Genomic DNA, 23,560 nt, shown 5'->3' on the forward strand with positions numbered 1-23,560 from the left:
GGAACCATGATGACAAAAGCCTTACTGTCTTATCCTGCGCGCCCTTCCGGCAACGGTGTTGCTGGACGTACTCTTTTGTGGGCGCGTAAAAACCTCTTTTCCAGTTGGTTTAATAGCCTGCTGACGATTTTATGCGGATGGCTAATGTGGGAGCTTATCCCGCCCTTACTAAACTGGGCGTTTTTGCAGGCTAACTGGGTGGGTTCAACCCGTGCAGACTGTACCAAAGCTGGCGCCTGTTGGGTTTTTATTCAGCAACGTTTCGGCCAGTTTATGTATGGCCTTTACCCACACGATCAGCGCTGGCGAATCAATCTGGCGCTGGTTATCGGGCTGGTTTCCATTATCCCCATGTTCTGGAAAGCGATACCCCGCCGCGGACGCTATATCGCCGTCTGGGCCGTTATCTATCCCATTATCGCCTGGGGGCTACTGTATGGCGGTAGTGCGGGGCTGGAGCGTGTGGAAACGCGCCAGTGGGGCGGACTGACGCTCACCCTGATCATTGCCGCTGTCGGCATCGCCGGGGCGTTACCGCTGGGGATCCTGCTGGCGCTGGGACGTCGTTCTCATATGCCCATTGTACGGGTCTTATCCGTCACCTTTATTGAGTTCTGGCGCGGCGTGCCATTGATTACCGTACTGTTTATGTCCTCAGTAATGTTGCCGCTCTTTATGGCGGAAGGCACCAGCATCGATAAGCTTGTCCGGGCATTGGTTGGAGTGATCCTCTTTCAGTCTGCCTACGTCGCGGAGGTTGTTCGCGGCGGCCTCCAGGCGCTGCCGAAAGGGCAATACGAAGCGGCGGAATCACTGGCGCTGGGCTACTGGAAAACACAGGGGCTGGTCATTCTGCCACAGGCCTTAAAGCTGGTTATTCCCGGACTGGTCAACACCATTATCGCGCTATTTAAAGATACCAGTCTGGTCATCATCATTGGCCTGTTCGATCTCTTCAGCAGCGTACAACAGGCGACCGTTGATCCGGCCTGGCTGGGAATGTCGACCGAAGGCTACGTTTTTGCCGCACTGGTTTACTGGATTTTCTGCTTCAGCACGTCGCGCTACAGCCAGCATCTGGAAAAGCGCTTTAACACCGGGCGTACGCCGCACTGAGGATCTTATGAGCCAATTAGTCATGCAACCTGCCGCTGAGGCAATGATTACGCTGGAAAACGTTAATAAATGGTACGGGCAGTTTCACGTGCTTAAAAATATCAACCTGCGCGTAAATCAAGGTGAGCGCATTGTTTTGTGCGGACCATCCGGCTCGGGAAAATCGACCACCATTCGCTGCATTAACCATCTGGAAGAACATCAGCAGGGACGAATCATTGTTGATGGTACCGAACTTAACGAGGATATTCGCAATATCGAGCGCGTCAGGCGGGAAGTCGGCATGGTCTTCCAGCATTTCAATCTCTTCCCCCATTTAACGGTTCTGCAAAATTGTACTCTGGCCCCCGTCTGGGTACGTAAAATGCCAGCCAAAGAGGCTGAAGCGCTGGCGATGCACTATCTGGAACGCGTACGCATTGCCGAACATGCGCATAAATATCCGGGACAAATTTCAGGAGGACAGCAGCAGCGAGTGGCAATAGCCCGCTCTCTTTGCATGAAACCTAAAATCATGCTGTTTGACGAACCGACTTCTGCGCTGGATCCGGAAATGGTGAAAGAGGTGCTGGACACCATGATAAGCCTGGCGCAGTCAGGAATGACGATGCTTTGCGTAACGCATGAAATGGGATTTGCCAGAACGGTGGCGGATAGCGTGATCTTTATGGATCGGGGGGAGATTATAGAGCAGGCATCACCGGAAGAGTTTTTTGCCCACCCGAAATCAGAGCGAACCCGCGCATTTTTGTCTCAGGTCATCCATTAAACGTTGACCTTGCCCGGTGGCGCTGCGCTTACCGGGCCTACGCAGACGGACAGTACATAAACAAAAAGCCCAGTCGAAAGACTGGGCTTTTTGTTTTGTTTGATGTCTGGCAGTTCCCTACTCTCGCATGGGGAGACCCCACACTACCATCGGCGCTACGGCGTTTCACTTCTGAGTTCGGCATGGGGTCAGGTGGGACCACCGCGCTACAGCCGCCAGACAAATTCTTTTCTACTGTGCCGAACTTTAACCGAATTAAGTGGTGCTGATACCCAGAGTCGAACTGGGGACCTCACCCTTACCAAGGGTGCGCTCTACCAACTGAGCCATATCAGCACGCTAAATTTGATGCCTGGCAGTTCCCTACTCTCGCATGGGGAGACCCCACACTACCATCGGCGCTACGGCGTTTCACTTCTGAGTTCGGCATGGGGTCAGGTGGGACCACCGCGCTAGTGCCGCCAGGCAAATTCTGTGTCAGAAACGAATCTTTTTCACTGATGCTGCGTTGCCTGCGCTCGTAAAGTCAGTCACATACTTCAGTATGCTCCTTCCTTTCCTTCGCTTGCCGCCTTGCCTCAGCGCAAAATCTTTCGTTTCCGCTAATCTGTATCAGAACTGAAAATCTTCTCTCAACCGCCAAAACATCTTCGGCGTTGTAAGGTTAAGCCTCACGGTTCATTAGTACCGGTTAGCTCAACGCATCGCTGCGCTTACACACCCGGCCTATCAACGTCGTCGTCTTCAACGTTCCTTCAGGAGACTTAAAGTCTCAGGGAGAACTCATCTCGGGGCAAGTTTCGTGCTTAGATGCTTTCAGCACTTATCTCTTCCGCATTTAGCTACCGGGCAGTGCCATTGGCATGACAACCCGAACACCAGTGATGCGTCCACTCCGGTCCTCTCGTACTAGGAGCAGCCCCCCTCAGTTCTCCAGCGCCCACGGCAGATAGGGACCGAACTGTCTCACGACGTTCTAAACCCAGCTCGCGTACCACTTTAAATGGCGAACAGCCATACCCTTGGGACCTACTTCAGCCCCAGGATGTGATGAGCCGACATCGAGGTGCCAAACACCGCCGTCGATATGAACTCTTGGGCGGTATCAGCCTGTTATCCCCGGAGTACCTTTTATCCGTTGAGCGATGGCCCTTCCATTCAGAACCACCGGATCACTATGACCTGCTTTCGCACCTGCTCGCGCCGTCACGCTCGCAGTCAAGCTGGCTTATGCCATTGCACTAACCTCCTGATGTCCGACCAGGATTAGCCAACCTTCGTGCTCCTCCGTTACTCTTTAGGAGGAGACCGCCCCAGTCAAACTACCCACCAGACACTGTCCGCAACCCCGATAAGGGGCCCACGTTAGAACACCAGCCATTAAAGGGTGGTATTTCAAGGTCGGCTCCATGCAGACTGGCGTCCGCACTTCAAAGCCTCCCACCTATCCTGCACATCAAGGACCAGTGTTCAGTGTCAAGCTATAGTAAAGGTTCACGGGGTCTTTCCGTCTTGCCGCGGGTACACTGCATCTTCACAGCGAGTTCAATTTCACTGAGTCTCGGGTGGAGACAGCCTGGCCATCATTACGCCATTCGTGCAGGTCGGAACTTACCCGACAAGGAATTTCGCTACCTTAGGACCGTTATAGTTACGGCCGCCGTTTACCGGGGCTTCGATCAAGAGCTTCTCCGCGAGGATAACCCCATCAATTAACCTTCCGGCACCGGGCAGGCGTCACACCGTATACGTCCACTTTCGTGTTTGCACAGTGCTGTGTTTTTAATAAACAGTTGCAGCCAGCTGGTATCTTCGACTGGTTTCAGCTCCGTGAGCAAGTCACTTCACCTACGCGCCAGCGTGCCTTCTCCCGAAGTTACGGCACCATTTTGCCTAGTTCCTTCACCCGAGTTCTCTCAAGCGCCTTGGTATTCTCTACCTGACCACCTGTGTCGGTTTGGGGTACGATTTCGTGTTACCTGATGCTTAGAGGCTTTTCCTGGAAGCAGGGCATTTGTCACTTCAGCACCTTAGTGCCTCGTCATCACGCCTCAGTGTTAATGAACAACCGGATTTACCTGGTCGTTCCACCTGCACGCTTAAACCGGGACAACCGTCGCCCGGCCGACATAGCCTTCTCCGTCCCCCCTTCGCAGTAACACCAAGTACAGGAATATTAACCTGTTTCCCATCGACTACGCCTTTCGGCCTCGCCTTAGGGGTCGACTCACCCTGCCCCGATTAACGTTGGACAGGAACCCTTGGTCTTCCGGCGAGCGGGCTTTTCACCCGCTTTATCGTTACTTATGTCAGCATTCGCACTTCTGATACCTCCAGCATGCCTCACAGCACACCTTCAACGGCTTACAGAACGCTCCCCTACCCAACGAACGTATCCTTAAACCGACTCGACTTTGTATACGCTTTGACGTCGCTTCGCTCCGTCAATCGTAAGACGCTGAATCGCTTTAAGTGATACGTTCGCTGCCGCAGCTTCGGTGCATGGTTTAGCCCCGTTACATCTTCCGCGCAGGCCGACTCGACCAGTGAGCTATTACGCTTTCTTTAAATGATGGCTGCTTCTAAGCCAACATCCTGGCTGTCTGAGCCTTCCCACATCGTTTCCCACTTAACCATGACTTTGGGACCTTAGCTGGCGGTCTGGGTTGTTTCCCTCTTCACGACGGACGTTAGCACCCGCCGTGTGTCTCCCGTGATAACATTCTCCGGTATTCGCAGTTTGCATCGGGTTGGTAAGCCGGGATGGCCCCCTAGCCGAAACAGTGCTCTACCCCCGGAGATGAGTTCACGAGGCGCTACCTAAATAGCTTTCGGGGAGAACCAGCTATCTCCCGGTTTGATTGGCCTTTCACCCCCAGCCACAGGTCATCCGCTAATTTTTCAACATTAGTCGGTTCGGTCCTCCAGTTAGTGTTACCCAACCTTCAACCTGCCCATGGCTAGATCACCGGGTTTCGGGTCTATACCCTGCAACTTAACGCCCAATTAAGACTCGGTTTCCCTCCGGCTCCCCTATTCGGTTAACCTTGCTACAGAATATAAGTCGCTGACCCATTATACAAAAGGTACGCAGTCACCCCATAAAGAGGCTCCCACTGCTTGTACGTACACGGTTTCAGGTTCTTTTTCACTCCCCTCGCCGGGGTTCTTTTCGCCTTTCCCTCACGGTACTGGTTCACTATCGGTCAGTCAGGAGTATTTAGCCTTGGAGGATGGTCCCCCCATATTCAGACAGGATACCACGTGTCCCGCCCTACTCATCGAGCTCACAGCCTGTGCGTTTTCGTGTACGGGACTTTCACCCTGTACCGTGCGACTTTCCAGACGCTTCCACTAACACACAAGCTGATTCAGGCTCTGGGCTCCTCCCCGTTCGCTCGCCGCTACTGGGGGAATCTCGGTTGATTTCTTTTCCTCGGGGTACTTAGATGTTTCAGTTCCCCCGGTTCGCCTCGTTAACCTATGTATTCAGTTAACGATGATGCACCGTGGTGCACCGGGTTTCCCCATTCGGACATCGCCGGGTCAAAGGTTCATATCACCTCGCCGGCGCTTTTCGCAGATTAGCACGTCCTTCATCGCCTCTGACTGCCAGGGCATCCACCGTGTACGCTTGTTCGCTTAACCTCACAACCCGAAGATGTTTCACTTCATGATTGCGATAATTGAGAGACTCACGAACAACTTGCGTTGTTCTGTGTTTCAATTTTCAGCTTGATCCAGATTTTTAAAGAGCAAAACTTCGCAGTGAACCCTTTCAGGTACACTCTGAAGTTTTATAACGTAAACATTCCACAGAATGGTGGAGCTATGCGGGATCGAACCGCAGACCTCCTGCGTGCAAAGCAGGCGCTCTCCCAGCTGAGCTATAGCCCCATCGTGTAGTCAGAACCTCATTTACCTTGATTCGTTTCCGGGCGCGGCGTGGTGAAGCGAAGCATACTGAAGTATGCGAGCTTTGCCACAACAAAGCACGGGAGCGAATCTGGTAGGCCTGAGTGGACTTGAACCACCGACCTCACCCTTATCAGGGGTGCGCTCTAACCACCTGAGCTACAAGCCTGTAGAGGTTTTTACTGCTCGTTTTTCATCAGACAATCTGTGTGGACACTACAAAGGCAGGTTCTTTAAGGTAAGGAGGTGATCCAACCGCAGGTTCCCCTACGGTTACCTTGTTACGACTTCACCCCAGTCATGAATCACAAAGTGGTAAGCGCCCTCCCGGAGGTTAAGCTACCTACTTCTTTTGCAACCCACTCCCATGGTGTGACGGGCGGTGTGTACAAGGCCCGGGAACGTATTCACCGTGGCATTCTGATCCACGATTACTAGCGATTCCGACTTCATGGAGTCGAGTTGCAGACTCCAATCCGGACTACGACATACTTTATGAGGTCCGCTTGCTCTCGCGAGGTCGCTTCTCTTTGTATATGCCATTGTAGCACGTGTGTAGCCCTGGTCGTAAGGGCCATGATGACTTGACGTCATCCCCACCTTCCTCCAGTTTATCACTGGCAGTCTCCTTTGAGTTCCCGGCCTAACCGCTGGCAACAAAGGATAAGGGTTGCGCTCGTTGCGGGACTTAACCCAACATTTCACAACACGAGCTGACGACAGCCATGCAGCACCTGTCTCACGGCTCCCGAAGGCACAACCGCATCTCTGCAGTCTTCCGTGGATGTCAAGACCAGGTAAGGTTCTTCGCGTTGCATCGAATTAAACCACATGCTCCACCGCTTGTGCGGGCCCCCGTCAATTCATTTGAGTTTTAACCTTGCGGCCGTACTCCCCAGGCGGTCTACTTAACGCGTTAGCTCCGGAAGCCACGCCTCAAGGGCACAACCTCCAAGTAGACATCGTTTACGGCGTGGACTACCAGGGTATCTAATCCTGTTTGCTCCCCACGCTTTCGCACCTGAGCGTCAGTCTTCGTCCAGGGGGCCGCCTTCGCCACCGGTATTCCTCCAGATCTCTACGCATTTCACCGCTACACCTGGAATTCCACCCCCCTCTACGAGACTCAAGCCTGCCAGTTTCGAATGCAGTTCCCAGGTTGAGCCCGGGGATTTCACATCCGACTTGACAGACCGCCTGCGTGCGCTTTACGCCCAGTAATTCCGATTAACGCTTGCACCCTCCGTATTACCGCGGCTGCTGGCACGGAGTTAGCCGGTGCTTCTTCTGCGGGTAACGTCAATGACTGCGGTTATTAACCACAATCCCTTCCTCCCCGCTGAAAGTACTTTACAACCCGAAGGCCTTCTTCATACACGCGGCATGGCTGCATCAGGCTTGCGCCCATTGTGCAATATTCCCCACTGCTGCCTCCCGTAGGAGTCTGGACCGTGTCTCAGTTCCAGTGTGGCTGGTCATCCTCTCAGACCAGCTAGGGATCGTCGCCTTGGTGAGCCGTTACCTCACCAACAAGCTAATCCCATCTGGGCACATCCGGTGGCAAGAGGCCCGAAGGTCCCCCTCTTTGGTCTTGCGACGTTATGCGGTATTAGCTACCGTTTCCAGTAGTTATCCCCCTCCACCGGGCAGTTTCCCAGACATTACTCACCCGTCCGCCACTCGTCAGCGAAGCAGCAAGCTGCTTCCTGTTACCGTTCGACTTGCATGTGTTAGGCCTGCCGCCAGCGTTCAATCTGAGCCATGATCAAACTCTTCAATTTAAAAGTTTGATGCTCGTGAATTAAACTTCGTAATGAATTACGTGTTCACTCAGAGACTTGGTATTCATTTTTCGTCCGGGGACGTCAAGAATCCATGTCACTTTGAGTGCCCACACAGATTGTCTGATAAATTGTTAAAGAGCAGTTACGACGCGCTCTGGCGCTAATCGTGAGGTGGCGTATATTACGCTTTCCTCTTTCAGAGTCAACCCTGAATTTCAGGATTTTCTCTTCGTTGTGATGACTATCTTGTGAAGCGTTTCACTTTGTCGTCTCAACGGAGGCGCATTATAGGGATCCCAATTTTTTGCACAAGCCTTTTTTCGATCTTTTTTTCTGTTTGCTGCTTTTTCACCCCTTTCGCTCCATTCCTGCACAAACTGGCGTTTTTTTTGATAACTAAAGCACTTGCGCCAGGCCGAAAATGCAACCAAAGTCATCATTACGGTTCTCTTTACCTGAGGTAAACATGTCTGAGGTCTTACGCCCTTATAAGGATCTTTTCCCGCAGATTGGCCAACGCGTGATGCTCGACAGCAGTAGCGTCATCATTGGCGACGTTCGCCTGGCGGACGATGTCGGGATCTGGCCGCTTGTCGCAATCCGTGGCGATGTAAATTATGTTGAGATCGGCGCACGCAGCAATATTCAGGATGGCAGCGTCTTACACGTAACCCACAAATCCAGTACCAATCCGCAAGGCAATCCGTTGATCGTGGGTGAGGACGTTACGGTCGGGCATAAGGTTATGCTCCACGGCTGCGTTATTGGCAACCGCGTACTGGTCGGAATGGGATCGATTCTGTTAGATGGCGCGGTGATCGAAGATGACGTAATGATCGGCGCCGGAAGTCTGGTTCCGCCAAATAAACGTCTCGAAAGCGGTTATCTCTATCTGGGCAGCCCGGTTAAACAGATTCGGCCACTTACCGAAGAGGAAAAGGCGGGCCTGCGATACTCCGCCAGCAATTATGTGAAATGGAAAGACGACTATCTTGCTCAGGATAACCAGATCCAGCCGTGATCGTCTTCCTGTTGGGACTGGATCAACGCTTCGGCCTCTTCTTCCAAATCCCAGCGGTTTTCGCAAAAACTCGCCAGCCATTGCTCTGCCGTTTCGCCACCGAAGCGGCTTGCCAGCGTCTCCCCTCTGATGGCGCAGGTTAATTGCATACCGTTAACCAGCACGGGAAAACAGACGGCGTATCGTTCAGTATCCCACTCTTCCCGGTCCGGAAACTGTATAGCCTGATTCATACGGCCAGCTCCTGCTTCAAACGTGCGATAACCGGTTCGATTTCCGGTAACACGCCATGCCAGAGCATAAATGCATGAGCGGCCTGCCCCACCAGCATCCCCAGACCATCGGCAACGCGCTTCGCGCCATGTTGTTCACACCATAAGAGAAACGGCGTGCTTCCCTTCTGATAAAACATGTCGTAGCAGCAAACGGAAGTGCGGATAAGCGCTGCCGGGATCGCCGGGATCTCGCCGTTAATTCCGCTTGAGGTCGCATTGACGATCAGGTCAAAGTCATGCCCTTCCAGCTCATCCATGCTCATAGCCCGAACGCTGCCTGTATGCGCAAAGACGTTTGCCAGCTCTTCTGCGCGCGATGCCGTGCGATTGACTATCGTGACGCTACAGTCCAGAGAAAGCAGTGGCAGCAGCACGCCCCGCGACGCGCCGCCTGCGCCAATCAGCAAAATGTTTTGCCGTGGAGCAATAAAAGATAAGCGTTCCAGATCGCTTAACAGTCCTATACCGTCAGTATTGTCACCGAGTAAGCGACCGTCATCCAGTCGCTTAAGCGTGTTTACCGCCCCGGCCAGCGCCGCACGTTCCGTAAGTTCATCCGCACGCGCAAAGGCTTCCTCCTTGAAAGGAACCGTCACATTGGCGCCTTTTCCGCCCTCTGTAAAAAAAGCATTCAGGGTATTGATAAAATCATCAACCGGCGCCAGCACGCGCCCATACGGATGGTCAATCTTCAACTGCCGGGCAAATTGCTGATGAATAAACGGCGACTTACTGTGTGCGATCGGATTACCAAAAACGGCATAGGCTTCCATTCTTTTACCCCTGTCGGAACAGTTCGCCCGTCAGGGCGTCGCGAATTTCAGAAGGATTTAAACGGCCGCCGGTTTCACCGACGACAACCGGAAAATCATCACCGAACTGAGCACGCACTTCTTCTGTTGTTCGGCACGGCGGCAGTCCGCTCAGGTTGGCGCTGGTTGAAACCAGCGGTTTACCATACGCCTCACATAACGCGACCACCAGCGGATGATCCGTCACGCGAACCGCCAGCGAATCAAAACGGCCGGTCAGCCAGCGCGGGGTGGTGGCGGGCGCAGGGAAGACAAACGTCACGGGGCCAGGCCAGCGTGCAAAAACAGCTTCGCGCCGGGCCTCAGTCAACATGCTGTCGTCAATATAAGGTTTGAGCTGATCGAAACTGGCGGCGATAAGGATCAGCCCTTTATCAACCGGGCGCTGTTTTAGCGCCAGCAGGCGATTGACAGCCGTTTCGCTATCGGGATCGCACCCGACGCCAAAAACAGCTTCAGTGGGATAGGCGATGACATTTTCATTATTCAGAACCTCTACTGCTGCGGCGATAGAGTCTGTTGGCAGGTTATTATTCACTTGATTGTTCCGCCGAAACCGGCTTTCCACATTGTTTACTGGCGCAAAAGTGCTTTACACCCTGCGCGGTTTTCTTTTCGATAAGCAGCGGATAGTGACACTCGGGACATTCTCCGGCTATTGGTTTGAAATTTATAACAAACTGACACTCCGGGTAGCGATCGCAGGAGTGAAATGTTTTGCCATAACGCGATCGCCGCTGCACCAGGCGACCCGTCTGACATTGGGGGCAGGTAATTGCAGTTTCGTCTGGCTTATCGATAAGCTCGGTATGCTCACAGGCAGGATAGTCGCTGCACCCAATGAACATGCCGAAGCGTCCCTGGCGCAATACCAGTTCGGCGCCGCAGGCAGGGCAAAATTTACCCTCCAGAACTTTGACGACATGCCCGTCCGCCGAGGATTTCAGCGGCCGGATGTAGTCACATTCCGGATAGTGCGAGCAACCGAGAAACGGACCATGCTTCCCGGAGCGAATAACTAGTTCAGCCCCACACCGTGGGCAGGGCTCATTTTTACGCACCGTAAACAGTGCTGATTTAGCCATAACAACTCATGCTGAATTAAGATTGATTAATGCAGCATACCTTCATTCACTTCAAAGAGTAATTCTTCCATCTGCTGGTATGCATTTTCACAGCCCGGAATATTAAATAACACCATCAGGATAACCCACTTCAGGTCTTCCAGGTCGAATTCTGCGGTATCCAGCGCGAGCACGCGTTCAATCACCATTTCTCGCGTTTCGAGGTTTAGCACCTGAATCTGCTCGAGGAACAATAAAAATCCCCGACAGCTGGCATCCAGACGATCGCACTCTTCCGGCGTGTATATACGCACAGAGAGAGGATCGGAAGCAAGCTGCATAGGCTCGGCAAGACCTTCCTGGTAGTCAGCCAGCTTTTCCAGCCACAGGAGCGCATTGTAGATGTCTTCACGATCAAAACCCGCGTCGGTAAGATCCCGTTCAAGTTTGTCCTGATCCACGCGTAATTCCGCTTCATTGTGGATATATGTCTCAAACAAATACATTAGTACGTCGAACATGGCATGCCCTCCTTAATCGGACATAGCCGCCGGGTACAGCTGCGATCCATCCTGCTAACTCCAGTTCGAGTAGCTGAGCCACTGTCTCTGGCACAGGTTGGCCGGCACGTTCAGCGACGACGTCAACAGGTGTTACCTCATCTCCTACGTTAGCCAGGAGCTCGGGAAATGGCAATGCCGTTGCCTCCTGTTGTGGTGAATTAAGTCTGTTTGCCGGATCGTCCGGCAGCCACTGTAAGCCATACTGCAACTCTTCCAGGATTTCCTCTGGTGACGTCACAAGCGTGGCACCCTGCGTTACCAGCCAGTGCGGCCCCTCACTTCCCGGGTAGCCCAACGGTCCGGGTATAGCATAGACTTCCCTGCCCTGGTCCATTGCACAACGGGCCGTGACGAGCGATCCGCTGCGTAGCGCCGCCTCAACCACCAGCACGCCTTTACTCAGGCCGCTGATAATACGGTTTCGTCGAGGAAAATTGCGCGGTAGCGGGTGCATAAACAGCGAAAATTCAGAAACCAGCGCGCCGCCGGTTGCCAGCATACGCGCCGCCAGTTCGCCGTGACGACGTGGATAGATGACCTCCAGACCGCTTCCCAGGACGGCAATGGTTGTGCCATTCGCCCCGAGTGCCGCTTTATGCGCGACGCCGTCAATGCCGCGAGCCAGTCCGCTGGTAATGGTTAATCCCGACGCCGCCAGTTTCTCGCAGAACAGACGTCCCCACCGTTCTCCATACCAGCCGGGCGTACGGCTACCGACCACGGCGAGCTGGTCGTTCCGCAAACTGGCGAGATCGCCGGCAACAAACAGCGCGCCCGGATAATCTTCCGTGGCGCGAAGCTGAGGAGGATACGCCTCGTCGTCTGCCAGGAGTAAATGGTGTTGAGGCTGAGCGAGCCAGTTCAGGGTTTTACTCAGTTCATCTTCTGAAAGCAAGAAAAACCGCCTGGCCTGCGCGGAAGTAAACCCGACATCGCGAAGCGCGGCAGCATCGATTTGCGCCTGAGCAATAAGCTGGTGCGCGATTCGCATCATCTCATCGCCGCATAATTCACTAACGCCCATCAAACGTAGCCAAATTTCGGTACGGGTCATCCTTATCCCCTTGCCACAAGCAGTCCTGGCAATCTTTGCGATTGGTCACTGATGCTGTCAATCAGAGGGGGATTTGTCTAGAATAGAGGTAATAATCTTTTCAACTCCTGAACACAACTCTGGATAACTATGTCAGTTTTGCAAGTGTTACATATTCCGGACGAGCGGCTTCGCAAAGTCGCAAAACCGGTTGAAGAAGTGAATGCAGAAATTCAGCGTATCGTCGATGATATGTTCGAGACGATGTACGCGGAAGAAGGTATCGGTCTGGCGGCAACCCAGGTCGATATCCACCAGCGCATCATTGTCATTGATGTATCGGAAAACCGTGACGAGCGCCTGGTATTAATCAATCCGGAACTGCTGGAAAAAGAAGGCGAAACAGGCATCGAAGAAGGCTGCCTGTCTATTCCGGAACAGCGCGCTTTAGTGCCGCGCGCGGAAAAAGTGAAAATCCGCGCGCTGGACCGCGAGGGCAAACCTTTCGAACTGGAAGCCGACGGCCTGCTGGCCATTTGCATTCAGCATGAGATGGATCACCTGGTCGGTAAACTGTTTATCGATTATTTGTCACCGCTGAAGCAGCAGCGTATTCGCCAGAAAGTTGAAAAACTCGACCGCCTGAACGCACGAGCTTAAGGACAAGAATCAACGTGTCAGACTCACTACGTATTATTTTTGCGGGTACACCTGACTTTGCAGCGCGTCATCTTGACGCGCTGTTAACTTCCGGGCACAACGTCGTCGGCGTGTTTACCCAACCCGATCGACCAGCAGGCCGCGGTAAAAAACTCATGCCGAGCCCGGTAAAAGTGCTGGCGGAAGAAAAAGGCATTCCCGTCTTTCAACCCGTCTCCCTGCGTCCTCAGGAAAACCAGCATCTGGTTGCCGACCTGCACGCAGACGTGATGGTGGTGGTGGCGTATGGTCTGATCCTGCCAAAAGCGGTGCTGGATATGCCGCGACTTGGCTGCATTAACGTCCACGGTTCTCTGCTCCCCCGCTGGCGCGGGGCGGCGCCAATTCAGCGTTCACTGTGGGCAGGCGATGCAGAGACGGGCGTGACGATTATGCAGATGGATGTCGGACTGGATACGGGCGATATGCTCTATAAACTCGCCTGCCCGATTACTGCTGAAGATACCAGCGGTACGCTGTATGACAAACTGGCGGAGCTTGGCCCTCAGGGGCTGATCGACACCCTTAAACAGTTAGCGGAAGGCCGGGCAACGCCTGAAAAACAGGATGAAGCGCTGGTCACCCATGCAGAAAAGCTAAGCAAAGAAGAAGCGCGTATTGACTGGTCGCTTTCCGCCGCGCAGCTGGAGCGCTGCGTTCGCGCCTTCAATCCCTGGCCGATGAGCTGGCTGGAAATTGACGGCCAGCCGGTAAAGGTATGGCAGGCAACGGTGATTGATGCGCCAACGCAGGCAGCACCCGGCACCATCCTTGAAGCCAGCAAGCAGGGCATTCAGGTGGCAACAGGCGACGGCATTCTCAATTTGCTCTCACTGCAGCCGGCCGGAAAAAAGGCCATGAGCGCTCAGGATCTTTTAAATTCACGTAGGGAATGGTTTATTCCCGGCAACCGTCTGGCCTGACGGTTACATCTTCCTCAGCCCGGTGTCGCCGGGCATTTTTATTTTTGCGGTTATGAATAAGAAACTCAACTTACGCAGTATCGCGGCGCAGGCCGTAGAACAGGTCGTCGAGCAGGGACATTCGCTGAGCAATGTTCTTCCGCCTCTACAACAAAAAGTCTCCGATAAAGATAAGGCGTTGCTACAAGAGCTGTGCTTTGGCGTTCTGCGCACGCTGTCGCAGCTTGAGTGGCTAATCGGCAAACTGATGTCCCGCCCGATGACCGGCAAGCAGCGCACCTTACATTATCTGATTATGGTCGGGTTTTATCAGTTGCTGTATACCCGCATTCCTCCTCACGCTGCGCTGGCGGAAACGGTTGAAGGCGCGGTTGCGATTAAGCGTCCGCAGCTTAAAGGGTTGATCAACGGCGTCCTGCGTCAGTTCCAGCGTAACCAGGACGCGTTGCTGGCGGAATTCGCCCACAGCGAAGCGCGTTTTTTACATCCCTCGTGGTTGCTGAAGCGCCTGCAAAAAGCCTGGCCTGAGCAATGGGAATCGATTGTCGAGGCCAATAATCAGCGCCCGCCGATGTGGTTACGCGTCAACCGCACGCATCATACGCGTAACGCCTGGCTGGCGCTGCTTGAAGAGGCGGGTATGAAAGGCTTTACGCACCCGGACTACCCTGACGCTGTACGGCTTGATACGCCAGTGCCGGTTCATGCGCTACCAGGGTTCGATAAAGGCTGGGTCACCGCTCAGGATGCTTCCGCGCAGGGCTGCGTCGCTTTCCTCGCCCCGCAAAACGGCGAGCAAATTTTAGATCTGTGCGCCGCGCCCGGCGGTAAAACCACCCACATCCTTGAGGCTGCGCCTGATGCGAAGGTGCTGGCTGTTGATGTCGATGAACAACGACTGTCGCGCGTCTATGACAACCTGAAGCGTCTGGGGATGAATGCCACCGTTAAGCAGGGTGACGGACGTTATCCGTTACAATGGTGCGGCGAACAGCAGTTTGATCGTATTTTGCTGGATGCCCCCTGCTCGGCCACTGGGGTGATCCGTCGACATCCTGATATAAAATGGCTGCGCCGGGATCGCGACATTGCCGAACTGGCAGCGTTACAGGCGGAAATCCTTGACGCCGTCTGGCCGCATCTGAAGCCTGGCGGCACGCTGGTTTACGCCACCTGTTCTGTACTGCCGGAAGAAAACAGCCAGCAAATTAAAGCCTTTTTACAACGTACCGCAGACGCGACGCTAAGCGAAACGGGAACGCCTGAACTGCCGGGCCTGCAAAATCTGCCGGGTGCGGAAGAAGGTGATGGTTTCTTTTACGCTAAGCTAATCAAAAAGTGATGAGATGACGGGTCACGACTGATGAAAATAATCATTCTGGGCGCAGGGCAAGTGGGTGGAACCCTGGCGGAAAATCTGGTCGGCGAAAACAACGATATCACCGTGGTTGATACGAACGGTGAGCGTCTGCGCAGTCTCCAGGACAAATTTGACCTGCGTGTGGTACAGGGACATGGTTCGCATCCCCGCGTACTGCGCGAAGCCGGTGCTGACGATGCCGATATGCTGGTTGCGGTTACCAGTTCTGATGAAACCAACATGGTTGCCTGCCAGGTCGCTTATTCCCTGTTCAATACCCCAAATCGCATCGCCCGCATCCGTTCTCCTGATTATGTCCGGGATGCCGATAAGCTGTTCCATTCAGAAGCTGTGCCTATCGATCATCTCATCGCCCCGGAACAGTTGGTTATCGATAGCATCTATCGGCTGATTGAATATCCGGGTGCGTTACAGGTGGTGAACTTCGCCGAGGGTAAGGTCAGCCTGGCCGTTGTAAAAGCCTATTATGGCGGCCCGCTTATCGGCAACGCGTTGTCGACAATGCGCGAACATATGCCGCACATTGATACCCGCGTCGCCGCAATTTTCCGTCATGACAGACCTATCCGACCGCAAGGCTCAACCATTGTGGAAGCGGGTGACGAAGTCTTTTTCATTGCGGCATCGCAGCATATTCGCGCCGTGATGAGCGAGTTACAGCGTCTTGAGAAGCCCTATAAACGCATTATGCTGGTTGGCGGCGGGAACATCGGGGCGGGACTCGCGCGTCGTCTGGAAAAAGATTACAGCGTCAAGCTGATCGAGCGCGATCAGCAGCGCGCGGCTGAGCTCGCGGAAAAGCTGCAAAATACGATCGTTTTCTTTGGCGATGCGTCGGATCAGGAGCTGCTGGCGGAAGAGCATATCGATCAGGTTGATCTGTTTATTGCCGTCACTAACGATGATGAAGCGAATATTATGTCGGCAATGCTCGCCAAGCGAATGGGGGCGAAAAAGGTAATGGTGCTTATCCAGCGCCGCGCCTATGTCGATCTGGTTCAGGGAAGCGTCATTGATATCGCTATTTCACCACAGCAGGCGACGATCTCAGCTCTCCTCAGCCACGTCCGGAAAGCGGATATTGTCGGGGTGTCGTCCTTACGTCGCGGCGTGGCGGAAGCCATTGAAGCGGTAGCGCACGGCGATGAGAGTACGTCGCGTGTCGTTGGTCGGGTAATTGATGAAATTAAATTGCCGCCAGGTACGATTATCGGCGCCGTGGTGCGCGGTAATGATGTCATGATCGCCAATGACAATTTGCGAATTGAACAAGGCGATCACGTCATTATGTTTTTGACGGATAAAAAGTTTATTACCGACGTCGAACGTTTATTCCAGCCAAGTCCTTTCTTCCTGTAACTTTGCAGGGTGCATAATAAGCACCCTTCTTAATCCCCTGATTTAACAAGGTTAATTTGCTATTTATATCATTACATAAATGGCAATTGGCTTAACATTTGTTAAACTTATTATCGTCAGCTGCTTAGGGAGAATAAAATGAGCATTATTAAAGAGTTTCGCGAATTCGCGATGCGCGGGAATGTTGTTGATTTGGCGGTGGGTGTCATTATTGGGGCGGCATTCGGTAAGATCGTTTCTTCGCTGGTTGCCGATATCATCATGCCGCCGCTGGGTTTATTAATTGGCGGGATCGATTTCAAACAGTTTGCCTTTACGCTTCGCGAGGCGCAGGGGGATATCCCGGCTGTTGTGATGCATTACGGTGTCTTTATTCAGAACGTCTTTGACTTTGTGATTGTCGCGTTTGCTATTTTTATGGCGATTAAGCTGATTAACAAACTCAATCGTAAGAAGAAAGAGGAACCGGCAGCACCGCCTGCGCCGACCAAAGAAGAAGTACTGCTTACTGAGATCCGCGATCTGTTAAAAGAACAGAATAATCGTTCTTAACGGCTTGCTGATAGCAGAAGGCCAGTGGTAAAAAAGCGATTCACTTTCTTGCCGCTGGCCTCTTGATTCCCCCGATTGCCGTGCTTCCCTTTGCGCACGTAGCTCCCTTTGCCCTTCTTATTTTTTTCAACACGCTGTCTGAACAGCGGGTCATGCAATAATGCCTCAATGGCATTGTCTTTAATCTGCCCTTTCGTATGCTGATAACGGCTCATAAATGCTCCTGTAATGTCATTAACGGCGCGAGTGTAGTCCTGATTGCTGCATAAATCAACAGCCTGACTTCACCCCGCTTGCCCCTTGTTCCAGCGCTTCCAGAATCGAACAATACACGCTGCTGTGCGCGCTACCGCAGCAGGCGTCGTTCAGGCGCTGTAACGAACGCTGCATCGTTTGCAGCTCTGCAATTCTTGCCTCAACCTCTTTGAGTCTTTGCTGGACGATGCCTTTGGACTCCTGGCAGGTATGATGTTCAGGATCGATGCGGATCGACAGCAGTTCGCGGATCGACTCAAGGGTAAACCCCAGCTGTCGCGCGTAGCGAATAAACTTCAGCCGTTGAAGGTCGCTTTCGGTATACAAACGAAACCCGCCTTCCGTACGTACCTCATGTTCCATCATGTGCTGTTTTTCATAGTAGCGAATGGTGTCTGGAGTGACTTCCGCCAGTTTCGCTATTTCACCAATACGGTACATATCAGCTCCGTGGGTTGTCAGCGATCTTATGCCGCAGTTTCTCAGCGTATTCACCCCTGAGAAATTCTGTGCTCAAACCAGCCTGGCGTAGCTTAATTTCCAGTAACGACAGGCGGCGGCTTATTTCCTGAAACTGAGGATCATCCTGCCGTATCCCATTTAACAAATCCAGCAACGCGATCGCCTCTTTACGCTGCTCCAGCTCCGGCGGAAGACAACCTGCATTTTTCAGCAAGCGATAGCCCGCCCGTAATTCTGCGGGTACATGTGAATCATCATCAAGAATGAGCGGTTCACCGTGTCCAGGCAGATGATCAAATTCGCCTTTAGACTGCGCTTCGAGAATATGGCGCTCTGCCCACTGGTCAAGTAACCACATAAGACGCTCCAGGGGATGAACAAAAAGAGTACGGCTATTGTAGGTAAGTGGGGATCCTGCGGATATAAAAAAACCCGCCGAAGCGGGTTTTTTTACGTTACTACAGATTACTCTGCAGCAGCTTCTGCTTTCGATTCAGAGCGATCAACCAGCTCGATGTATGCCATCGGCGCGTTGTCGCCTGCACGGAAGCCACACTTCAGAATACGAGTGTAACCACCGGCGCGGCTCGCGAAACGCGGGCCCAGCTCGTTAAACAGTTTTGCCACGATCTCGTTATCACGAGTACGGGCGAATGCCAGACGACGATTAGCTACGCTATCAGTCTTGGCAAGAGTAATCAGCGGCTCAACTACGCGGCGCAGCTCTTTCGCTTTAGGCAGGGTCGTCTTGATGATTTCATGACGAACCAGTGAACCTGCCATGTTACGGAACATAGCCTGGCGATGGCTGCTGTTGCGGTTCAGTTGACGACCACTCTTACGATGGCGCATGACCTTATCCTTCTCAGTAAAACCTTAACCTGTGATCCGGTTACTCGTCAGCGATGCTTGCCGGTGGCCAGTTTTCCAGGCGCATACCCAGAGACAGTCCACGGGAAGCCAGCACGTCTTTAATCTCGGTAAGAGATTTTTTACCAAGGTTAGGCGTCTTAAGAAGCTCAACCTCAGTACGCTGTACCAGATCACCGATATAGTGGATAGCTTCTGCTTTAAGGCAGTTAGCAGAGCGGACAGTCAATTCCAGATCGTCAACAGGGCGCAGCAGGATCGGATCGAACTCTGGTTTCTCTTCTTTCACTTCCGGCTGACGTACATCACGTAAGTCAACGAAAGCTTCCAGTTGTTCAGCCAGAATGGTCGCCGCACGACGAATCGCCTCTTCAGGATCGATTGTGCCGTTGGTTTCCATTTCGATGACCAGCTTGTCCAGGTCGGTACGCTGTTCTACACGCGCTGCTTCAACATTGTAGGCAATACGCTCTACAGGGCTGTAGCATGCGTCGACCAGCAGACGGCCGATTGGGCGCTCATCTTCTTCCGAATGAATTCGGGTAGAAGCCGGCACATAACCACGACCGCGCTGAACTTTGATACGCATGCTAATAGACGCGTTCTCATCGGTCAGGTGGCAGATCACGTGCTGCGGCTTGACGATTTCGACATCACCGTCGTGGGTAATGTCGGCTGCAGTCACAGGGCCAATGCCAGATTTATTCAAGGTAAGAATAACTTCATCTTTACCCTGAACTCTCACCGCCAGCCCTTTCAGGTTGAGCAGGATTTCCAGGATGTCTTCCTGAACGCCTTCTTTGGTGCTGTACTCATGTAGTACACCATCAATCTCAACCTCGGTCACCGCGCAACCCGGCATCGATGAGAGCAGAATACGGCGCAGTGCGTTACCTAAAGTATGGCCGAAGCCACGCTCTAAAGGCTCAAGGGTCACCTTGGCGTGCGTCGAACTCACTTGCTCGATATCTACCAGGCGCGGTTTTAGAAACTCTGTCACAGAACCCTGCATTGTGTCCTCTCTTTGGTACTAAGCTTTACTTGGAGTAAAGCTCGACGATCAGGTGTTCGTTAATGTCCGCAGACAGATCAGAACGCTCAGGCTTACGCTTGTACGTACCTTCCATCTTGCCAGCATCAACTTCCAGCCAGGTTGGCTTTTCACGCTGCTCAGCCAGCTCCAGAGCGGCTTTCACGCGAGACTGCTTCTTCGCTTTCTCACGAATGCTAACAACGTCATTCGGACTAACCTGATAAGAAGCGATGTTAACAACACGACCGTTTACCATAACAGCTTTGTGGCTAACCAGCTGGCGTGCTTCTGCACGAGTGGCGCCGAAGCCCATACGGTATACAACGTTGTCCAGACGACCTTCCAGCAGAGCCAACAGGTTTTCACCGGTGTTGCCTTTCAGACGTGCTGCTTCTTTGTAGTAGTTACGGAACTGACGCTCCAGCACACCGTAGATACGGCGAACTTTTTGCTTTTCACGCAACTGCACACCATAGTCAGACAGACGCGGTTTACGCGCACCGTGCTGGCCAGGAGCTTGTTCAATTTTACACTTGGTATCGATCGCGCGAACGCCAGACTTAAGGAATAAGTCGGTGCCCTCACGACGGCTCAGCTTGAGCTTAGGACCCAAATATCTTGCCATTTTCTTTCTCCAACAAACCTGGAAAACGAAGCGTTATACGCGACGTTTTTTCGGCGGACGACAACCGTTATGAGGGATCGGAGTCACATCAGTAATATTAGTGATGCGGAAACCAGCGGCGTTCAGAGCACGAATAGTAGATTCGCGGCCTGGACCCGGACCTTTAACCATAACTTCCAGATTCTTGATGCCGTATTCTTTAACGGCGTCTGCGCAACGCTCTGCTGCAACCTGAGCTGCAAACGGAGTGGATTTGCGAGAACCACGGAAACCGGAACCACCGGCTGTTGCCCAACCCAGCGCGTTACCCTGACGATCGGTAATAGTCACGATGGTGTTGTTGAAAGAAGCATGGATATGAGCCACGCCGTCAGAGACTTGTTTTCTTACACGTTTACGTGCACGAATTGGTGCCTTTGCCATTATTCAATCACCCCGATTATTTCTTGATCGGTTTGCGCGGACCCTTACGGGTACGTGCGTTGGTCTTGGTACGCTGACCGCGAACCGGGAGACCACGACGATGACGCAAACCGCGATAGCAACCAAGATCCATCAGGCGCTTGATGCTCATGCTGATTTCACGGCGCAGATCACCTTCAACGACAAATTTGGCAACTTCGTCACGCAGCGTGTCGATTTGTCCTTCAGACAGCTCACTGATCTTAACATTTTCAGCGATACCCGCTGCAGCCAGGATGGCTTTAGAACGGGTCTTACCGATGCCGTAGATCGAAGTTAATGCGATCACAGCATGTTTCTGATCAGGAATGTTAATGCCTGCTATACGGGCCACTATGCACTCCTACTATTTAATATGTACGCACCATGCTGAAAAGCCCGTTTTCAGGATACTCAAATGGAAACGTACAGACATACAAAAGATTGGCTGGCTAATCTAGCCAGCTCAACCCAACTTTGCAAGAAAAATATGCGAATAAATCAGCCTTGGCGCTGTTTATGCTTCGGCTCGGCACTGCAAATCACACGGATGACACCATCACGCTTAACGATTTTGCAGTTACGGCATAATTTCTTGACGGAAGCACGAACTTTCATTTTTACTCTCCGTAACTTCTCGGGCGACCCGTTATCGGCCGTAGCCTTTCAGGTTCGCCTTCTTCAATGCAGACTCATACTGACTGGACATCATCAGAGTTTGCACTTGAGCCATAAAGTCCATAATCACGACAACAACGATAAGCAGTGAGGTCCCACCGAAGTAGAACGGTACTTTCATTGCATCACGCATGAACTCCGGGATCAGGCAGATAAAGGTAATGTACAGCGCACCGACCAGAGTCAGGCGGGTCATTACTTTATCGATATACTTCGCCGTTTGCTCTCCCGGACGAATTCCTGGTACAAATGCACCGGACTTCTTCAGGTTATCTGCTGTTTCACGCGGGTTGAAGACCAACGCCGTGTAGAAGAAACAGAAGAAGATGATTGCAGACGCATAGAGTAACACATAAAGCGGTTGCCCAGGCTGCAAATACAGCGAAATTGTTGTCAGCCAGTTCCAACCAGTACCGCCCCCGAACCATGACGCGATGGTTGCCGGGAACAGAATAATACTGGAAGCGAAAATTGCCGGGATTACCCCCGCCATATTCACTTTCAGCGGTAAATGTGTGCTCTGTGCAGCATAGACACGACGACCCTGTTGACGTTTCGCGTAGTTTACCACAATGCGGCGTTGGCCACGCTCAACAAATACAACAAAGAACGTCACTGCAAATACTAATACTGCAACCAACAGCAACACGAGGAAGTGCAGGTCGCCTTGACGCGCTTGCTCGATAGTATGGGCAATGGCTGGCGGGAGTCCCGCGACAATACCGGCGAAGATAATGATTGAAATACCGTTGCCGATACCTCGTTCAGTAATCTGTTCGCCCAACCACATCAGGAACATGGTTCCTGTGACCAGACTTACAACAGCGGTGAAATAGAATGCAAAGCCCGGGTTCATCACCAGGCCTTGCATACCAGGCATATTCGGCAGACCGGTAGCAATACCGATCGACTGGAATATCGCCAGCACCAGAGTACCGTAGCGGGTGTACTGGCTGATCTTACGTCGACCAGACTCCCCTTCTTTCTTTATTTCCGCCAGCGTTGGGTGAACCACCGTCAGCAGCTGGATAATAATCGATGCCGAAATGTACGGCATAATACCCAGAGCAAAGATAGAAGCACGGCTGAGAGCACCACCAGAGAACATGTTGAACATTTCAATGATGGTGCCTCGCTGTTGCTCAAGCAGTTTGGCAAGTACAGCGGCATCAATACCAGGGATCGGAATAAAAGAGCCAATACGGAACACAATCAGCGCACCGATAACAAACAGCAGTCTGCGTTTCAGCTCGCCTAAGCCACCTTTGGCACTTTGAAAATCTAATCCCGGTTGTTTAGCCATCTGCTACTTATTCCTCGATTTTACCGCCAGCAGCTTCGATAGCAGCACGAGCGCCTTTCGTAACACGCAGGCCGCGAACAGTTACCGGAGTAGTGACTTCACCAGACATGATCACTTTCGCGAACTCGATCTGGATACCGATAATGTTAGCCGCTTTCAGCGTATTCAGGTCTACCACGCCGCCTTCTACTTTAGCCAGGTCAGACAGACGAACTTCGGCTGTAATCGCTGCTTTACGAGAAGTGAAGCCGAATTTCGGCAGACGACGGTACAGAGGCATCTGACCACCCTCGAAACCGCGACGTACGCCACCGCCAGAACGAGACTTCTGACCTTTGTGACCACGACCACCGGTTTTACCGAGGCCAGAACCGATACCACGACCCAGGCGTTTACCCGCCTTTTTGGAGCCTTCGGCCGGAGACAGAGTATTTAAACGCATCTCTTACTCCTCAACTTTAACCATGAAGGAAACCGCGTTGACCATACCACGAACAGCAGGAGTATCCTCACGTTCTACGGTGTGACCAATACGACGCAGACCCAGGCCAAGCAGCGTTGCCTTGTGTTTCGGCAGACGACCGATTGCACTGCGGGTTTGAGTAATTTTAATAGTCTTTGCCATGG

Annotated in this window: 27 protein-coding genes, 3 tRNA genes and 4 rRNA genes; 8 read left to right on the forward strand and 26 right to left on the reverse strand. The window is 52.7% G+C overall.

Annotated elements, in window-relative coordinates:
• The first annotated feature begins 9 nt into the window (after positions 1–9).
• Together K7R23_RS03740 and K7R23_RS03745 are read left to right on the forward strand one after the other, a co-directional pair.
• On the forward strand, positions 10–1,116 hold the full coding sequence (locus K7R23_RS03740) for an amino acid ABC transporter permease (RefSeq protein ID WP_012908449.1): 1,107 nt from the start codon (positions 10–12) through the stop codon (positions 1,114–1,116).
• A gap of 7 nt (positions 1,117–1,123) precedes the next feature.
• On the forward strand, positions 1,124–1,885 hold the full coding sequence (locus K7R23_RS03745; RefSeq protein WP_012908448.1) for an amino acid ABC transporter ATP-binding protein: 762 nt from the start codon (positions 1,124–1,126) through the stop codon (positions 1,883–1,885).
• Between the two features lie 104 nt (positions 1,886–1,989).
• Here K7R23_RS03745 and rrf (K7R23_RS03750) read toward each other — a convergent pair.
• The 8 genes from rrf (K7R23_RS03750) to K7R23_RS03785 form a co-directional block, all read right to left on the reverse strand.
• Positions 1,990–2,105 (reverse strand): 5S ribosomal RNA (rrf, locus tag K7R23_RS03750).
• 40 nt (positions 2,106–2,145) lie between these two features.
• Positions 2,146–2,221 (reverse strand) — tRNA-Thr (locus K7R23_RS03755).
• A 14-nt stretch (positions 2,222–2,235) separates the two neighbouring features.
• Positions 2,236–2,351: ribosomal RNA gene (gene rrf / locus K7R23_RS03760) — 5S ribosomal RNA — on the reverse strand.
• 194 nt (positions 2,352–2,545) lie between these two features.
• Positions 2,546–5,533, reverse strand: a 23S ribosomal RNA gene (locus K7R23_RS03765).
• 173 nt (positions 5,534–5,706) lie between these two features.
• A tRNA-Ala gene (locus K7R23_RS03770) sits at positions 5,707–5,782 on the reverse strand.
• 110 nt (positions 5,783–5,892) lie between these two features.
• Positions 5,893–5,969 (reverse strand) — tRNA-Ile (locus K7R23_RS03775).
• A gap of 70 nt (positions 5,970–6,039) precedes the next feature.
• Positions 6,040–7,581 (reverse strand): 16S ribosomal RNA (locus K7R23_RS03780).
• Together the 16S, 23S and 5S rRNA genes with 3 tRNA genes alongside form the textbook arrangement of a ribosomal RNA operon.
• A gap of 218 nt (positions 7,582–7,799) precedes the next feature.
• Positions 7,800–8,024, reverse strand: a complete 225-nt coding sequence (locus K7R23_RS03785) for a hypothetical protein (protein WP_148222117.1) — start codon at positions 8,022–8,024, stop codon at positions 7,800–7,802.
• 26 nt (positions 8,025–8,050) lie between these two features.
• Here K7R23_RS03785 and K7R23_RS03790 point away from each other — a divergent pair, with 26 nt between their 5' ends.
• A complete protein-coding gene (locus K7R23_RS03790; protein WP_012908447.1) occupies positions 8,051–8,605 on the forward strand; it encodes a gamma carbonic anhydrase family protein in 555 nt (184 codons plus the stop codon).
• Here the strand turns inward: K7R23_RS03790 and K7R23_RS03795 are convergent.
• Genes K7R23_RS03795 through dprA form a run of 6 tightly spaced genes read right to left on the reverse strand, consistent with a single transcriptional unit; the run spans position 8,581 to position 12,373 of the window.
• Positions 8,581–8,838, reverse strand: coding sequence for a DUF1488 family protein (locus tag K7R23_RS03795; protein WP_012908446.1), 258 nt, complete (start codon positions 8,836–8,838; stop codon positions 8,581–8,583). The two genes, K7R23_RS03790 and K7R23_RS03795, sit on opposite strands and share 25 nt — an antisense overlap.
• Positions 8,835–9,653, reverse strand: a complete 819-nt coding sequence (aroE, locus tag K7R23_RS03800) for a shikimate dehydrogenase (protein WP_012908445.1) — start codon at positions 9,651–9,653, stop codon at positions 8,835–8,837. The genes K7R23_RS03795 and aroE overlap by 4 nt, the downstream gene beginning before the upstream one ends.
• 4 nt (positions 9,654–9,657) lie before the next feature.
• Positions 9,658–10,230, reverse strand: coding sequence for an L-threonylcarbamoyladenylate synthase type 1 TsaC (tsaC, locus tag K7R23_RS03805; RefSeq protein WP_012908444.1), 573 nt, complete (start codon positions 10,228–10,230; stop codon positions 9,658–9,660).
• A complete protein-coding gene (locus K7R23_RS03810; protein WP_012908443.1) occupies positions 10,223–10,777 on the reverse strand; it encodes a DNA topoisomerase family protein in 555 nt (184 codons plus the stop codon). The genes tsaC and K7R23_RS03810 overlap by 8 nt, the downstream gene beginning before the upstream one ends.
• A gap of 26 nt (positions 10,778–10,803) precedes the next feature.
• On the reverse strand, positions 10,804–11,277 hold the full coding sequence (smg, locus tag K7R23_RS03815) for a DUF494 family protein Smg (RefSeq protein ID WP_012908442.1): 474 nt from the start codon (positions 11,275–11,277) through the stop codon (positions 10,804–10,806).
• Complete coding sequence (dprA, locus tag K7R23_RS03820) at positions 11,249–12,373, reverse strand: DNA-protecting protein DprA (RefSeq protein ID WP_012908441.1); 1,125 nt, start codon at positions 12,371–12,373, stop codon at positions 11,249–11,251. Before dprA ends, smg begins: the two co-directional genes overlap by 29 nt.
• Before the next feature lie 129 nt (positions 12,374–12,502).
• Here dprA and def point away from each other — a divergent pair, with 129 nt between their 5' ends.
• The 5 genes from def to mscL all read left to right on the forward strand — a co-directional run bounded on the left by def (position 12,503) and on the right by mscL (position 17,266).
• Positions 12,503–13,012, forward strand: a complete 510-nt coding sequence (gene def / locus K7R23_RS03825) for a peptide deformylase (RefSeq protein WP_012908440.1) — start codon at positions 12,503–12,505, stop codon at positions 13,010–13,012.
• Between the two features lie 14 nt (positions 13,013–13,026).
• Complete coding sequence (gene fmt / locus K7R23_RS03830) at positions 13,027–13,974, forward strand: methionyl-tRNA formyltransferase (RefSeq protein ID WP_012908439.1); 948 nt, start codon at positions 13,027–13,029, stop codon at positions 13,972–13,974.
• 52 nt (positions 13,975–14,026) lie between these two features.
• Positions 14,027–15,316, forward strand: a complete 1,290-nt coding sequence (gene rsmB / locus K7R23_RS03835; RefSeq protein WP_012908438.1) for a 16S rRNA (cytosine(967)-C(5))-methyltransferase RsmB — start codon at positions 14,027–14,029, stop codon at positions 15,314–15,316.
• Between the two features lie 21 nt (positions 15,317–15,337).
• On the forward strand, positions 15,338–16,714 hold the full coding sequence (gene trkA / locus K7R23_RS03840) for a Trk system potassium transporter TrkA (RefSeq protein ID WP_012908437.1): 1,377 nt from the start codon (positions 15,338–15,340) through the stop codon (positions 16,712–16,714).
• 138 nt (positions 16,715–16,852) lie between these two features.
• A complete protein-coding gene (gene mscL / locus K7R23_RS03845) occupies positions 16,853–17,266 on the forward strand; it encodes a large-conductance mechanosensitive channel protein MscL (RefSeq protein WP_012908436.1) in 414 nt (137 codons plus the stop codon).
• On the opposite strand, the gene K7R23_RS03850 is transcribed toward mscL, so the two are convergent.
• The 12 genes from K7R23_RS03850 to rpmD all read right to left on the reverse strand — a co-directional run bounded on the left by K7R23_RS03850 (position 17,263) and on the right by rpmD (position 23,558).
• Positions 17,263–17,481, reverse strand: a complete 219-nt coding sequence (locus K7R23_RS03850) for an alternative ribosome-rescue factor A (protein ID WP_012908435.1) — start codon at positions 17,479–17,481, stop codon at positions 17,263–17,265. The two genes, mscL and K7R23_RS03850, sit on opposite strands and share 4 nt — an antisense overlap.
• Positions 17,482–17,536: 55 nt before the next feature.
• Entirely contained in the window at positions 17,537–17,962 is a 426-nt protein-coding gene (gene zntR / locus K7R23_RS03855; protein ID WP_012908434.1) for a Zn(2+)-responsive transcriptional regulator, read from the reverse strand.
• 1 nt (position 17,963) lies between these two features.
• Positions 17,964–18,341: a DnaJ family domain-containing protein gene (locus tag K7R23_RS03860; RefSeq protein WP_012908433.1), complete on the reverse strand. Its 378-nt coding sequence runs from the start codon at positions 18,339–18,341 to the stop codon at positions 17,964–17,966.
• Positions 18,342–18,448: 107 nt separating this feature from the next.
• The gene (rplQ, locus tag K7R23_RS03865) at positions 18,449–18,835 is read right to left on the reverse strand and encodes a 50S ribosomal protein L17 (RefSeq protein WP_001216372.1); all 387 of its coding nucleotides are present in this window, start codon (positions 18,833–18,835) and stop codon (positions 18,449–18,451) included.
• A 40-nt stretch (positions 18,836–18,875) separates the two neighbouring features.
• A complete protein-coding gene (locus K7R23_RS03870; RefSeq protein ID WP_001162094.1) occupies positions 18,876–19,865 on the reverse strand; it encodes a DNA-directed RNA polymerase subunit alpha in 990 nt (329 codons plus the stop codon).
• Between the two features lie 25 nt (positions 19,866–19,890).
• Positions 19,891–20,511 carry a 30S ribosomal protein S4 gene (gene rpsD / locus K7R23_RS03875; protein ID WP_012908432.1) on the reverse strand — a complete coding sequence of 207 codons (621 nt, stop codon included), beginning with the start codon at positions 20,509–20,511 and terminating at the stop codon, positions 19,891–19,893.
• A 33-nt stretch (positions 20,512–20,544) separates the two neighbouring features.
• Positions 20,545–20,934: a 30S ribosomal protein S11 gene (gene rpsK, locus K7R23_RS03880; RefSeq protein ID WP_001029684.1), complete on the reverse strand. Its 390-nt coding sequence runs from the start codon at positions 20,932–20,934 to the stop codon at positions 20,545–20,547.
• Positions 20,935–20,950: 16 nt separating this feature from the next.
• Positions 20,951–21,307, reverse strand: a complete 357-nt coding sequence (rpsM, locus tag K7R23_RS03885) for a 30S ribosomal protein S13 (RefSeq protein WP_012908431.1) — start codon at positions 21,305–21,307, stop codon at positions 20,951–20,953.
• 146 nt (positions 21,308–21,453) lie between these two features.
• Positions 21,454–21,570, reverse strand: coding sequence for a 50S ribosomal protein L36 (rpmJ, locus tag K7R23_RS03890; protein WP_000868187.1), 117 nt, complete (start codon positions 21,568–21,570; stop codon positions 21,454–21,456).
• Between the two features lie 31 nt (positions 21,571–21,601).
• Positions 21,602–22,933: a preprotein translocase subunit SecY gene (gene secY, locus K7R23_RS03895; RefSeq protein WP_001118864.1), complete on the reverse strand. Its 1,332-nt coding sequence runs from the start codon at positions 22,931–22,933 to the stop codon at positions 21,602–21,604.
• 7 nt (positions 22,934–22,940) lie between these two features.
• Positions 22,941–23,375 carry a 50S ribosomal protein L15 gene (gene rplO, locus K7R23_RS03900; protein WP_012908430.1) on the reverse strand — a complete coding sequence of 145 codons (435 nt, stop codon included), beginning with the start codon at positions 23,373–23,375 and terminating at the stop codon, positions 22,941–22,943.
• A 3-nt stretch (positions 23,376–23,378) separates the two neighbouring features.
• Positions 23,379–23,558 carry a 50S ribosomal protein L30 gene (rpmD, locus tag K7R23_RS03905; protein ID WP_001140434.1) on the reverse strand — a complete coding sequence of 60 codons (180 nt, stop codon included), beginning with the start codon at positions 23,556–23,558 and terminating at the stop codon, positions 23,379–23,381.
• Positions 23,559–23,560 lie beyond the last annotated feature (2 nt).

The organism is Citrobacter rodentium NBRC 105723 = DSM 16636, assembly GCF_021278985.1.
In the GTDB taxonomy this organism is placed as follows: Bacteria; Pseudomonadota; Gammaproteobacteria; order Enterobacterales; family Enterobacteriaceae; genus Citrobacter_A; species Citrobacter_A rodentium.